Source organism: Corynebacterium sp. MSK035 (genome assembly GCF_030232615.1).
GTDB lineage: Bacteria > Actinomycetota > Actinomycetes > Mycobacteriales > Mycobacteriaceae > Corynebacterium > Corynebacterium jeikeium_D.
The window spans coordinates 46,883-58,965 of sequence record NZ_JASPJP010000005.1 but is presented as its reverse complement, the minus strand read 5'-3'; the positions used below and the strand labels follow the sequence as shown (position 1 = coordinate 58,965).

At 58.0% G+C, this 12,083-nt stretch carries 11 protein-coding genes and 1 tRNA gene; 4 read left to right on the top strand and 8 right to left on the bottom strand.

Annotation, left to right across the window (positions count from 1 at the left end; translation table 11 throughout):
- Positions 1 to 54: 54 nt before the first annotated feature.
- The 3 genes from QP978_RS04650 to QP978_RS04640 are packed head-to-tail and all read left to right on the top strand — an operon-like array spanning position 55 to position 3,109.
- Positions 55 to 843 (top strand): (Fe-S)-binding protein, encoded by a 789-nt coding sequence (locus QP978_RS04650; protein ID WP_042388597.1) that lies wholly within the window; start codon positions 55 to 57, stop codon positions 841 to 843.
- A complete protein-coding gene (locus QP978_RS04645) occupies positions 843 to 2,390 on the top strand; it encodes a LutB/LldF family L-lactate oxidation iron-sulfur protein (protein ID WP_049172036.1) in 1,548 nt (515 codons plus the stop codon). Before QP978_RS04650 ends, QP978_RS04645 begins: the two co-directional genes overlap by 1 nt.
- A 2-nt stretch (positions 2,391 to 2,392) precedes the next feature.
- On the top strand, positions 2,393 to 3,109 hold the full coding sequence (locus QP978_RS04640) for a LutC/YkgG family protein (RefSeq protein WP_016422443.1): 717 nt from the start codon (positions 2,393 to 2,395) through the stop codon (positions 3,107 to 3,109).
- A gap of 126 nt (positions 3,110 to 3,235) precedes the next feature.
- On the opposite strand, the gene QP978_RS04635 is transcribed toward QP978_RS04640, so the two are convergent.
- Positions 3,236 to 3,520, bottom strand: coding sequence for a YwiC-like family protein (locus tag QP978_RS04635; RefSeq protein ID WP_284856899.1), 285 nt, complete (start codon positions 3,518 to 3,520; stop codon positions 3,236 to 3,238).
- A 117-nt stretch (positions 3,521 to 3,637) separates the two neighbouring features.
- Between QP978_RS04635 and QP978_RS04630 the strand changes: the two genes are divergently transcribed.
- Complete coding sequence (locus QP978_RS04630) at positions 3,638 to 4,660, top strand: pirin family protein (RefSeq protein WP_284847075.1); 1,023 nt, start codon at positions 3,638 to 3,640, stop codon at positions 4,658 to 4,660.
- 195 nt (positions 4,661 to 4,855) lie between these two features.
- Here QP978_RS04630 and QP978_RS04625 read toward each other — a convergent pair.
- The 7 genes from QP978_RS04625 to QP978_RS04595 all read right to left on the bottom strand — a co-directional run bounded on the left by QP978_RS04625 (position 4,856) and on the right by QP978_RS04595 (position 12,080).
- Positions 4,856 to 4,928: transfer RNA gene (locus QP978_RS04625), tRNA-Arg, on the bottom strand.
- Between the two features lie 93 nt (positions 4,929 to 5,021).
- Positions 5,022 to 5,813, bottom strand: coding sequence for an ABC transporter ATP-binding protein (locus QP978_RS04620; RefSeq protein ID WP_284856898.1), 792 nt, complete (start codon positions 5,811 to 5,813; stop codon positions 5,022 to 5,024).
- Positions 5,813 to 6,988, bottom strand: a complete 1,176-nt coding sequence (locus QP978_RS04615; RefSeq protein WP_070546782.1) for a FecCD family ABC transporter permease — start codon at positions 6,986 to 6,988, stop codon at positions 5,813 to 5,815. The genes QP978_RS04620 and QP978_RS04615 overlap by 1 nt, the downstream gene beginning before the upstream one ends.
- A 30-nt stretch (positions 6,989 to 7,018) precedes the next feature.
- Positions 7,019 to 8,221 (bottom strand): ABC transporter substrate-binding protein, encoded by a 1,203-nt coding sequence (locus QP978_RS04610; protein WP_049172028.1) that lies wholly within the window; start codon positions 8,219 to 8,221, stop codon positions 7,019 to 7,021.
- Positions 8,222 to 8,392: 171 nt separating this feature from the next.
- Positions 8,393 to 8,845 carry a MarR family winged helix-turn-helix transcriptional regulator gene (locus tag QP978_RS04605; protein WP_016422437.1) on the bottom strand — a complete coding sequence of 151 codons (453 nt, stop codon included), beginning with the start codon at positions 8,843 to 8,845 and terminating at the stop codon, positions 8,393 to 8,395.
- Between the two features lie 71 nt (positions 8,846 to 8,916).
- Positions 8,917 to 9,408 carry a MarR family winged helix-turn-helix transcriptional regulator gene (locus QP978_RS04600; RefSeq protein ID WP_049172025.1) on the bottom strand — a complete coding sequence of 164 codons (492 nt, stop codon included), beginning with the start codon at positions 9,406 to 9,408 and terminating at the stop codon, positions 8,917 to 8,919.
- Between the two features lie 14 nt (positions 9,409 to 9,422).
- Positions 9,423 to 12,080 carry an ATP-binding protein gene (locus tag QP978_RS04595; protein ID WP_284856897.1) on the bottom strand — a complete coding sequence of 886 codons (2,658 nt, stop codon included), beginning with the start codon at positions 12,078 to 12,080 and terminating at the stop codon, positions 9,423 to 9,425.
- Positions 12,081 to 12,083 lie beyond the last annotated feature (3 nt).

Sequence of the window (12,083 nt, the reverse complement as noted above, 5' to 3'; positions counted from 1 at the left end):
TAGCATTCAGGTAGGAAATTATTGCCTTACCCCTCAACCCTTTTTGGAGCGACCGTGAAAGTAGCACTTTTCGCGACCTGCATCGGGGACATGATGTTTCCAGATGCAGTGAGTGCGACCGCCAGAGTTCTCACGCGCCTAGGATGCGATGTGGTCTTTCCACCACAACAAACCTGCTGCGGCCAAATGCACGTCAACACCGGGTACCAGAAGGAAGTCCTTCCTCAGCTGGACACCTACGCTGATGCTTTTGCAGATTCCTCGATTGATTACGTTGTCGCCCCGTCCGGTTCCTGCGCCGGCGCCGTTCGCCACCAGCATCCGATGATTGCGGGCCGCTACGGTACCCGTGCCCAAGTCCACGCGGCACAGGCCTGCGCGAACAAGACGCTGGATCTCTCCGAGTTCATCACCGATGTCGCTGGTGTGACTGACGTCGGTGCTTACTTCCCCCACTCAGTGACCTACCACTCCACCTGCCACAGCTTGCGGGTACTCAAGGTGGGTGACCGTCCGTGGCGGCTGCTCAGCGCGGTCGATGGAATCGATCTGCGCGAGCTGCCTGGCGCGGCGGAGTGCTGCGGTTTTGGCGGCACCTTCTCGGTGAAGAATGCGGAGACCTCCGCTGCAATGGTTGCCGACAAGACAGCCAATATTCGCGCTACGGAAGCGGAGTTCGTCACCGCTGGCGATGCTTCCTGCTTGCTCAATATCGGTGGCGCGTTGCGTCGCCAGGACTCTGGCGTGCACGCCATCCATATGGCCGAGATTCTGGCCTCCACCAAGGAGACCCCGTTTGATGTGCACAACCGCCAAGAGGCTTCCCTGCGAGGTGAACAGTAATGGTCGCAATTAACGTCGGCATGCCAGCCCTTCCTCCCCGCGCGCCGCACAACGTCGGGCATCTGCGCGGTACGCGCGGGTTCACGGCCGCAGCGCACGAGGAGCTCAAGAACACTCGCATGCGCGAAAATGTCGGTCATGCCACGCGTTCGATTCGTCAGAAGCGCGCGCATGTCGTAGCCGAGAAGAATGACTGGGAGCAGCTGCGGCTCGCGGGCAGCCACATCAAGCGCGATGTTATGGCGCGTCTGCCGGAACTGCTGGAGCAGTTTGAAGAGTCAGTTACGAATGCCGGCGGTCACGTCCACTGGGCGCGCGATGCCGCCGAGGCAAACCGCATCATCACGGACTTGGTGAAAGAGACCGGCGAAGAAAAGGTCGTCAAGATTAAGTCGATGGCCACGCAGGAAATCGGCTTGAACGAAGCACTTGCCGACGCCGGCATCACCGCCCGCGAAACCGACCTGGCGGAACTCATCGTTCAGCTTGCCGACGACATGCCGAGCCACATCCTGGTTCCTGCTATCCACCGCAATCGCGAAGATATCCGCGAGATCTTCCTCAATGGAATCCCCGGAGTCGACCCGGACCTGAAAGCCAATCCGGCCGATCTCGCCGAGGCATCCCGTAAGTTCCTGCGCGAGCAGTTTATGGAGGCCAAGGTTGCGATTTCCGGCGCCAACTTCGGTGTAGCCGAAACCGGCACGGTAGCCGTCGTCGAATCTGAGGGCAACGGCCGTATGTGTCTCACACTGCCGGAAACACTGATTTCGGTGATGGGTATTGAGAAGCTGCTTCCCACCTTCCAGGATCTGGAAGTCTTCTTGCAGCTACTGCCACGGTCGTCGACAGGCGAGCGTATGAATCCCTACACCTCTCTGTGGACGGGAACGACTGACGGCGACGGCCCGAAGAATTTCCACATTGTGTTGCTGGACAATGGGCGCTCGGCCACTCTTGCAGATCCGATTGGGCGTGAAGCGCTGAAGTGCATTCGCTGCTCGGCATGCCTGAATATCTGCCCTGTTTATGAACACGTGGGCGGGCACGCTTACGGTTCGGTCTACCCGGGCCCGATTGGTGCGATTTTGTCCCCGCAGCTCACTGGCATGGATTCCTACGATGATCCGAATGCTTCGCTGCCCTATGCGTCTTCGCTGTGCGGGGCTTGCTTTGAGGTCTGCCCGGTGCGAATTGACATCCCTGCGGCACTGCTGGAGCTGCGCCACCGTAAGGTCACGGAACACCGCCCGCCGGTGGAGGGCAAGCTGTTTGCCACGCTCGGGTTCATCATGGGCAATCAGAAGCTCTGGAATATGAGCGCAAAGATGGCCTCCCTCGCCCGCGTGCTGGGCCTCAAGGACGGCGAAATTCACGCCCTGCCGCTGTTCCTCAGCGGTTGGTCCGATGTGCGTGACACGCCGGTGCCGCCGCAGAAGCCCTTCCGCTCCGTGTGGGGTTCGGAGGATCTCTCCGCTCAGTTGGCGCGTGAATCGGCGCATCAGGTACCGACCAAGATCAATGGCCAAAGCGAAAAGGAGTCCTAGCGATGACCAACTCTGGCGCCAAAAACGACATTCTCGGCCGCATCCGCAACGCGCAGAAGATTGCCTTTGAGGGCCGCGATTTAGCCTCTGACGTGGGCATTATCACCGGCGAGCCCGGCGCGCACTTCTCCGTTCCACGCGACTATGAACGAAGCTCGGAGCTGCCCCACAAGGACATCGTTTCGCTTGCCGACGAACGCATCGCCGATTACAAAGCCGATGTGCGCCGTTGTGGCAGCTCGGCAACTGAAATCAATGACGCAGTGAAGAAGGCTATTGCGGATGTTGGGGCCTCGCTGATTGGTATCCCCGAGGGCTTGGACCGCGACTGGGTTGCGGGGCTTGGCTCTGGCGAGACTGCTGAAGGGGCGACCGAAATCCGCGTCGATACCGGTTTCAACGCCCGCGAACTGGACGAACTCGATGCCATTGTCACCAGCTCTGCGGTTACCTGCGCGGAGACCGGCACCATTTTCCTGGACGGCTCCGCTACCTCCGGGCGCCGAGCCCTGACCTTGGTGCCGGATAAGCATATTTGTGTCGTCCCAGCAGAAACGATTGTCTCTGGCATTCCGGAGGCCATTTCCCGCCTGCGAGAGGTTGACCCCACGGCTCCAATCACTATGATTTCCGGGCCTTCTGCGACCTCGGATATCGAGCTTTCCCGCGTCGAAGGTGTCCACGGCCCGCGCACCTTGATTGTGATTATTGCTGGGTAGGGGCGAATACTCCCTGTTATCGCCCTGGCCAGTACCTTTTGACTGACACGAATAGCATCACCGCTACCGCCACGATTGTCACCGCAGCGGTAGCGCCAACATGGTGCCGCGGCACATTTGATGCAACTACCACAGCGCAAGGACTGCAGCCCAACCTTGTCGCGCCCTTTTATCCCATTTGAAGGCATTGTCCTCCCAGTCCGGGTCAAAGACCCCTTCCCTATTGCGGTAATCAAAAACGAACTGAACCGCGATTAGTAGCAACACACCGGGAAAAATCCACTTAGTTGTCAATCCCGCCCATGCAATGACTCCGATTAAGAACCCGAAAATGGCAGCATAGATAACTGCTTGTCCCCATACTGCACTAGGGCTTTTGGGTCTTTTCAGCGCAACTTCGGTTTCCGTCATAGATTCCAGGCTAAACCTCAAATCGAAGCTCCACAGCGGTTTCAACCAAACCTCGGAATATTGACATGACAACAATGCGTTATGGAAAATGAAACAACCTAGCTAAAGGAGCCTTCCATGAGCGCAATCATTCAAAAGTTCTCAGTAGCCGACAACCCACAGCTCCCCGGCATGGACCCATTCCTGTTTGCCGTCCACCATTATGACCTATATCCACAGGCCAAGGGCCAAACTATGGCTCCCGATGCCTCGCTTCTTGGCCGCAATATCGGGATGGACTTTTCCGGCAAGGACGGCTGGTCCATGTACCACGGCACGACCGTCCCCGGTTTCCCTTCCCACCCACACCGCGGCTTTGAAACCATCTCGATCGTCGAGGAAGGCTTTGTTGACCACACCGACGCCGAGGGCGCACAGGCTCGTTACGGCGAGGGCGACACGCAGTGGCTGACCACCGGCGCAGGTACAGCGCACGCAGAGATGTTTCCGCTTTTGCATGTCGATGGCCCCAATCCCCACCACATGTTCCAGATTTGGCTGAACCTGCCGCCCGAAGGCAAGGAGGCAAAGCCACACTTCCAGATGTTCTGGGCAGAAGACACTCCGCATGTCACCGGCACTGATGACAATGGCCACGGCTACGACGTAAAGGTCATCGCGGGCGCATTCGGCGATACTCAGCCGCTTGCTCCGCCACCGGAATCCTGGGCCGCTGCACCAGATTCCGATGTAGCCGTGTGGGTGCTGCGCCTGCAGCCGGGCGCACAGCTAACGTTGCCACCAACCAATTATGCCGAGACAATTCGGACTCTCTACTCTCTACGCGGCAGCCTCTCCGTCGAGGGCGAAACGCTGGTGCAAGAGGGCGCAGTGCTACGCTCAACCGAGGCACTGGACATTTCTGCAGGTGACGAGGGGGCCTTCGCGCTCATCCTCCAAGGCCGACCAATTGGCGCTCCCGTGTATCAGCATGGCCCGTTTGTCGCGAATAGCCGCGAAGAGCTCGTTGAGGCATTCGATGCCTACCAGCGTGGCGAGTTCGGCGCATGGCGGTTTGATTCCAACGATCCGGTTGCACCCTTTGAAGAGGGGCGCTTTGCCCGCTATCCGGACGGTACGGTTCGTCGCCCGGTCAATTAACCGGGATCCCCCGACGGGCTGCACATGTGAAACTGTGTGAGTTTATGACACTTTCAGGCCATTTTTTGGGTCATTTTTGTCATAAACGCAGTCAGTAACTCGGATTGGTCCGCTTCCGCCAGGTACACCCGAAACAAAAATCCCTCAAGCAACCAGGCGAATCTAATCGAACCTAACCGCTTAAGGGATAAGACGTGCCCCCGAGAGGAGTCGAACCTCCGACCTTCGGTACCGGAAACCGGCGCTCTATCCACTGAGCTACGGGGGCGTGTGGCACAAGTACAACAAGTGCAACGAGAAGAGATGTTACCACGTGGCTGGGGCGATTAGCGAAATGCCCCGCACCCCAGCCAAATCCGCACTATGCGGCCTCAGAAACCTGGTCTTCCTCAATAGGACACACCACAGGCACGCCTCCATCATTAAGCACGCGGGCTCGAATTCCATAGACGCGGGCCAAAAGATCCGGTGTGAGAACGTCAGCAGGACTCCCCTGGGCAACCACGTGGCCGTCGTGAAGCATGACAAGCTCATCGCAGTAGCGGGCTGCGAGATTGAGATCGTGGATTGCGACGAGCGCCAAGGAGCTCCGTGAGGCGACCTCCGCGCGGACGAGCTGTAGGAGTTCCACCTGGTGGCGCAGGTCGAGGGCGGAGGTGGGTTCGTCGAGAAGCATGACCTCGGGATCGCGGACAAACATCTGCGCGACGGCGACGAGCTGACGCTGACCGCCGGAGAGCTCGCCGACGAAGCGGTCGGCAAGGTGCTCAATACCAACCTTCCGGAGAACCGCCGCCGTGTGCTCAATCTCGGAGCCGCGCACGCGCAGACGCCCGGCGCGCCGACCAGAGACCAGTACCGATTCGAATGCGGTCAGCGAGGCGCTAGCCGGCAGATCCTGCGGCACGTAGCCCACCACATCGCGCAGTTCGGAGCCGATGACCCGCTCATTGTCACGGGTCAGTGCAATCTCCCCGGACATGGGCTTTCGAATCCCCGCCAGAGTGGTCATCAGTGTGGATTTGCCCGCAGCGTTGGGCCCGAGCAAACCCGTCACCGTACCGGGCTTCAGCGTGCGTACTGAGGCCCCGCGCAGCACCTTCCGCTTGCCATAGCCTGCAGCTACTTCGTTGACATCGAGAAATACGCCCATTAGTTCCACACCGTCCTCTTACGCAGGAAAACCAAGCCAACAAAAAATGGGACACCGACGATTGCGGTAATGATGCCAATCGGCACTGCCACACCCGGCACCACCGTGATGGATACCGCATGAGCTGCCGCCAGCAGCGCCGCGCCTGCCGCCATCGATGCCGGGGCAAAGAAGCGCTGTTCTTCACCGACCAGCATGCGCGCAATGTGTGGACCGACCAGTCCGATGAAGCCGATGATGCCGGCAAAGGCCACTGCGGTTGCCGCCAGCAGCGAGGCTACAATCAGCGTCGCAATGCGCAGCCTATCCACATTGATGCCCACGGCTTTTGCGCGGGCATCGCCAAGTCGCAGCACCGTCAGCGCCCACGCATAGCGAATGGTGAACGGAATGGCGATCAGCAGTGCCGCCGCAATAATGCCGTTGGCCACCCAGTTCGCGCGCTGGAGCGAGCCCATCGTCCAGAACACAATCTGCTGGAGCGCCTCGGTAGTCGCGCGGTATTGCAACAGCGACAACAGCGCTTGGAATAGAAACACCAGACCAATACCCAGCAGAATCATCGATTCCTTACCCGAGCCGCGCCATACCGACGCCGCCGCCACAATCGCCACCGCGATGACGGATGATACCCAGGCCACGGCCGCCAGGTTGAACTGCGCATGCGGAATGATCACCCAGCCCAGCACAATCGATGCCGCCCCACCGAACGCCGCTGCAGCCGAAATACCGAGGGTAAACGGCTCCGCCAGTGGGTTGTCGAGGATTGTCTGCATCTGTGCACCGGCAAGCGACAGCGCTGCACCAATCAGCACTGCCATCACTGATGCAGGCAGGCGCAGCTTCCACAGCACCGTACGAGTGGTTTCGTCAACATCATTCGGGCTCACGATGCCCCGGACGACATCCCCCACACTCAGTGACATCGGCCCCACGATCGTCGCTACTACAAACGCGCACACGGCCAGCCCCACCAGCACCGCAATAACGGCAATCTTCCGGGCGGAGCGTCGTCGGTACTGTCGCGCAGAGTCGTAGGTCGTGCTTGACGACGGACACTCGTGCTGTTCGGTGGCGGGCTGCGACTCTTGACCGCCACTGTCGTTGGTGGAGGTGGGCTCGCGGGGTTCGTCGTCAAGCCCTGACGCGGGAGCGTGCAGATTGGTGTAAGTCATCGGATTCCTTCTTCGATGGTGGAAGATGGGTTACTTGGTCGGCTCCAGCGCGGTGAAGAAGGTGCCGCTGAGTTCGAAGGGCAGATAGTCCTTGTGGAACTTGGCGAAGTCAGCGACTGGGTCGAGGTCAGCGAACTCTTCGGGGTGAATCCACTTGGCGAATTGCTCGAGGGCGAAGACGTTGTACGGCGAGTCGTAGAACTGGTGGAAGGCGGCGTACAGGTCCCCCTTCTTCGGCGCGGTCAGGGTGTCAAAACCCGGAGTCTTCAGCAGGCCTTCCAGAGTGCGCTGTGCGGTCTCTGGAGTGGCGGTGTAACCGAGCTCAACGTGTGGCAGGACTTCCGGCTTCTGCGGGTCGAGCGCCCAGGAGCCGCCGGTGGCGATGATCTTTTCCGGCTGGACGGACAGGACTTTCTCTGCGGTCACGCTGCCCGATTCGGTATTGATGAGGCTGTCTCCGAGGTTTTCACCGCCGGCTGCTGTGACGAGGTCACCGAGGTTGGACTTGTTGACGGTCGAGCAGCAATCCTTGAGACCAGCTGCTCGCCAGACAAAGGTCTTTGGCTTGTCTTCGAGCTTGGCGGCACGTTCGGTGATCTCGTTGACGCGCTCAGTGTAGAAGTCGGTGAACTTTTTGGCATTGTCCTGCTCGTCGACGATCTGGCCGAGGAGCTCGACGGACTTGGCGGTATTCTCCAGGGGCTTCTGACGGAAGTCGGTGAATACGTACTTCAGACCTGCCTGATCGAGCTTGGTGAGGAAGCCGGACTCCTCCGCGGCCTTCTTGTGGTCAAGGGTCATGACGACCACGTCTGGGTCGTGGGAGATGAGGTTTTCAACTGTGACATCGCCCTTGGCAATATTGCCGATGGTCGGCATATCCTTCAGCTCTGGATTCGTCTCGAAAAGCTTGGCTTCAAACGATGGAGCGCCCGAATGCAGATCGCTGCCCATGGCGACAACATGGTCACCCGGGTTTTCTTGGTCAAGCATCGCGGTGACAAACATGGCGCGGCCTTCACCGAGCACGACTCGTTCTGGCTGCTTGTCGAAGGTCACAGTGCGACCTGCGACATCAGTGACAGTGAGTTCTCCCTTGTTGTCGGCAGCCGTGTTCGACTCTGCGTCCGCACCGCATGCTGTAGCGACGAAGCTCAGCGCTGCACACCCGATTGCGGCCAGAGTTTTGGTCTTTGGCGCGGTTTTAGCCTTGGCGAAAATATTGACTCTCATGCGTTCTTGTTTCTGCCTTATTTATCTCTGCGTAGTTTTTTTGGTGTTTAGGGCGCACAAAGAGAAGTGAATACTCATCCCTTTGCATTAGGCACGCCTTACCTTACAGATTGAAACGGAGAGAAAAAAGCGCCCTGCTAGTGGTGGTTTTACTAGCAGGGCGTAGGAGGCTTATTTCCTTTCGAGAACCGCCTGGAAGCACCTCAACATCACTTCGCGGTCTTCATTCGCAAGTGGCGAAATAACTTCCTCGCGAACGGTGTCTACGTAATCCGGCGCCGCTTCGGCAAACACGTGTCGACCAACACCTGTTAGGACGACGACATAATCCGAGTCCGGGTCTTCGCCGTGATCTTCGGTGTGAATAAATCCGCGCTTTTCCAATCTGTTGGTATGCAGCAGCGCGCGGGGGTGGTTCCACTTCAGTCGATCACAAATCTTGTCAACATGCAGAATCCCATCCTCCACCTCATGCAAAGCGATGAGCAGGGTAAAGTCAGCGAACGTCAGCCCGGTGCGAGTGCGTAGGCTCCGCTCAATATTGCGCTCTACCTCGCGAAAAGCAGCTACCATCGACTGCCAAAAGAGCTGTTCATCATCACTCAGCCATTCAAATGAGTTCATACTGCTCTAGGCTAATGGTGAGAGCCTCGAAGCGGAGACAAATGAGAAAACACTCACAGAAAAACTTTTGACTACTCTGCTTTTCCGTCGACGGAATCGGTGACCGCAGCATTGGCGGTCGCTGCAATCTTATCGAGCACAGCGGAAATCCCCTGATAGTCGATATTTTCACCGAGCACGTCAAACAAGACATGACGTACAAGCTTCACATGGTTCGGCGCCGCCTTCTCAATCACGGTTCGACCGTGTTCAGTAAGCGTGACATCGATACCACGGTTATCGCAGGCGCAGCGTTCCTTAGTTACTAGTCCACGTCGCTCCATGCGAGTAATTTGGTGCGACATTCGGCTGCGGTCCCATTCCAGGGACTCACACAGGGTGCGCATGCGCACAACATTGTCTTCAGCCTCGGAGAGAACAACCAGAACCGAAAAATCTGCAGTGGAAATATCGAGAGAATCTTGCAGCTGAAGGTCAATTGACCTGTCAACGGCCCGTTTAGCGTTCAGAATTGAGCGCCATAACCGCTGCTCTTCATCACTTAACCACGGAACATCTTGCATATGTACAGAGCCTACTATCTTGAAACCAAATCCTGAATTTTCATAAATTCCGCTCCTGTCACGCGATCAAAACGGGCTTCATCGCACGTCAGGACTAATACCTGCATATCGCGCCCCGCTTTGGCAAGAGCATTATTCATCCGCCGCAAACGGTGTTCGTCTGAATAACCTAACGCATCATCAATAATCACCGGAGCGCCTTGGCCGCCCTCCAGGACACCGGCAACGGCCAAGCGCAGCAGAATGTCCAGCTGCTCCTGCGCTCCACCAGATAGTTCATCGACATCGAACTTGCCATCAGCATTGGACCGTGACTCAATCTGCAAGTCCTCATTCATCGTGAACTGGGTTCCCGCACCGAACACACCGCCGCCGTACTCTTCGAGCTTGCGGAGCAAGGGGTCAGCCAGCGCATTCCGCGATGCCGCACGTGCCTGTGTCATTACCTCCATAAGAGTCTTGGCGGCGGCTGCACGGCGACGCATCGAGTCCCGATCTCGCTGTGTTCGCTCCACTACCCCCTCAGCAGCTGCCAGCTTCTCATTCGCGCTGTCGAAATAGTCCAAGTGCACCCGAATCTCTTGCCGGCGCTTTTCCAGCTCAGCCAGGCGATTCTCAACTGCATCCCGTCGCTGCTTAGCGCCCGCGAGCGATGCTTCCACGTCGTCGGCATCCCGCTGCGCCAACTCTTTCAGAGCCGCAGCCAGCTGCTCTTCTGCCACCTCATAGTCCTTGCCTCGGTTTTCCACCGCAGCAAAAATCTCGGCATCCGAGGCTTTTTCTCGCGCCGTCGTGAGCGAATCTTCGCGGACCTTTAGGACGGACCGAGCCCCTTCAAGCTCGCTGCTGGCCTTCGTATAGTTGGCGTGTGCAGGACGCTTTTCCAGCTTCGACAAGCGCATATCGGCATTGTCACGCTTCGACTCGGCATCCCTACGCCCCGCTGCAGCTTCTTCCAACCGCGCCTTCGCCGCTACCAAGTCAATCTCCGTCGGCGCATCCTCGCCCGCAAGTGCCCGATACCGCTCGCCCTGTACTCGTGCTTCTTCCTTCGCATCGTCCAACTCTGCGGTGAGCTGGTGATACTCCACACCGTCGGACACCGCAGTTATGGATGTCTCCACCTGGAATCTTGCTTTTTCCGCTTCACGCCGTCGTGTGTGTGCCTCTTGTGCTTCCGCGACGGAATCAGCGCCTGCCGCCTCAAGCTGTTCCTTGAGCGATATCTCTGCTTTTTCTAGCTTGCGCTGCTGCGAATCTGAGCCGTCTCCGGGCTGGATAGCAACCGTGACGTCGCCAACTTCGATGGCCAACGGCTTAGTAACCGCACGTTGAACTGTCTCAGCCTCCGGAGCTAGCCCCACTTTCTCGCCGTCGACTGTGACCTCCTGCGCACTACTAGCCGAGAGCTGCACACTCGGGCTCGACGCCTCCAGCACAGCGGTGGCTGTTGCAACTTCGCGTTCGCAGGTCAACAGTTTTTCCATTACCTCCTCGGTAACGGAATTCCGAGCAATTACCTCCTTTTGCTCTGCCAATTGCGCGCGGAGCGCATCGAGCTTCTCCACTCGCTTCGACAAGGCTTCAACCAAGCCGCGCTTCTCCCCCAATGCGACTTCAGCTGCAGCCAGCTCTTCTGCTTTTCGAGCTTCGCGGTACGCGGTCACAACTGCATCGCGATCCTCCTGCGCCTTCTTTAAAGCTGCGACCTCCTTATCGAACGCTTCCTTAAGTTCAGCAACTTTCTTCTCTGTGGCGGAATGCTGATCCCTGGCATCTTGTGCCTGCTGAATGAAGGTTTCGCGCTCTTGCTGAGCCTGTTTAGCTAAGTCGAGCTGCTGCTTCGCCGCTGCAGAGACCTCCTGTGCCTGGGACACGGCAACCCTGAACTTTTCGAGTTCTTCGAGCGCCTGCGCCCAATGCTCGACTTCGTTTTTGGCTTCTGGCAACGATGCCCGCTGCGTGTGTTGGCTTTCTTCATTACGAGCAGCTTCCTCATTGAGCGCTTCGAATTCCCGGACCTTTTTCGCCGCTTCGTCGCGCACCCGCTGGGCTTCCGCCAGCTCCTTGTCTACGTCGGTAAGCTGCTTGCGCTCTTTGCCATTTTTTTGGAAATAGTTGCCGTATTCAGCTTCAACGGCTTCAAACAGACCTACCTCTTCTGCGGTTTCCGCGCGCTGCCCCGATGCCGACTGCAGTGCGCTTGTGACCTGCGCATACCCGCCCAAGGAGAGTGTCTTTTGCGCTTGTCCCTGTTCAGCAACGAAAACCTGCCACAGGTTCTTGGTGTCCGCATTGTGCATTCGGGCGGCCAGCCACTCTTCCGCCTGGTCATCTTTAAGAACCTCGGCTGTCGGAGAGTGGACGGTGACGATTGTGCCGGTGTCCTTGGTGCTACCAAAGACCTTGTCCAGCGTAAATTCGTAGCCGTCAAGCTCCAGCCGGAGCTTAACCTGCGGCTTTTCCTGGCTGGAGTGACTGTTCAGACTAAGCGCTTCGCTTGACCTGGACTTCCATTTTGTCGTCAGCGCAACGTGAATAGCTTTGGCAATTGTCGTCTTACCTGACTCGTTTTCACCGGAAATCACTACCACGCCACGCTCGGCGAGCCCTGTGATTGAGAGTGAATCAATCGCACGTACATTGTGTAATTCGATGTCGTGAAAACGCATGAT

What these genes read in the sequence shown, in the direction of transcription:
- QP978_RS04595 (WP_284856897.1), bottom strand. Translation starts at nt 12,080, where the DNA reads ATGCGTTTTCACGACATCGAATTACACAATGTACGTGCGATTGATTCA.
- QP978_RS04615 (WP_070546782.1), bottom strand. Translation starts at nt 6,988, where the DNA reads ATGACTTACACCAATCTGCACGCTCCCGCGTCAGGGCTTGACGACGAA.
- QP978_RS04630 (WP_284847075.1), top strand. Translation starts at nt 3,638, where the DNA reads ATGAGCGCAATCATTCAAAAGTTCTCAGTAGCCGACAACCCACAGCTC.
- QP978_RS04620 (WP_284856898.1), bottom strand. Translation starts at nt 5,813, where the DNA reads ATGGGCGTATTTCTCGATGTCAACGAAGTAGCTGCAGGCTATGGCAAG.
- QP978_RS04605 (WP_016422437.1), bottom strand. Translation starts at nt 8,845, where the DNA reads ATGAACTCATTTGAATGGCTGAGTGATGATGAACAGCTCTTTTGGCAG.
- QP978_RS04640 (WP_016422443.1), top strand. Translation starts at nt 2,393, where the DNA reads ATGACCAACTCTGGCGCCAAAAACGACATTCTCGGCCGCATCCGCAAC.
- QP978_RS04610 (WP_049172028.1), bottom strand. Translation starts at nt 8,221, where the DNA reads ATGAGAGTCAATATTTTCGCCAAGGCTAAAACCGCGCCAAAGACCAAA.
- QP978_RS04600 (WP_049172025.1), bottom strand. Translation starts at nt 9,408, where the DNA reads ATGCAAGATGTTCCGTGGTTAAGTGATGAAGAGCAGCGGTTATGGCGC.
- QP978_RS04635 (WP_284856899.1), bottom strand. Translation starts at nt 3,520, where the DNA reads ATGACGGAAACCGAAGTTGCGCTGAAAAGACCCAAAAGCCCTAGTGCA.
- QP978_RS04645 (WP_049172036.1), top strand. Translation starts at nt 843, where the DNA reads ATGGTCGCAATTAACGTCGGCATGCCAGCCCTTCCTCCCCGCGCGCCG.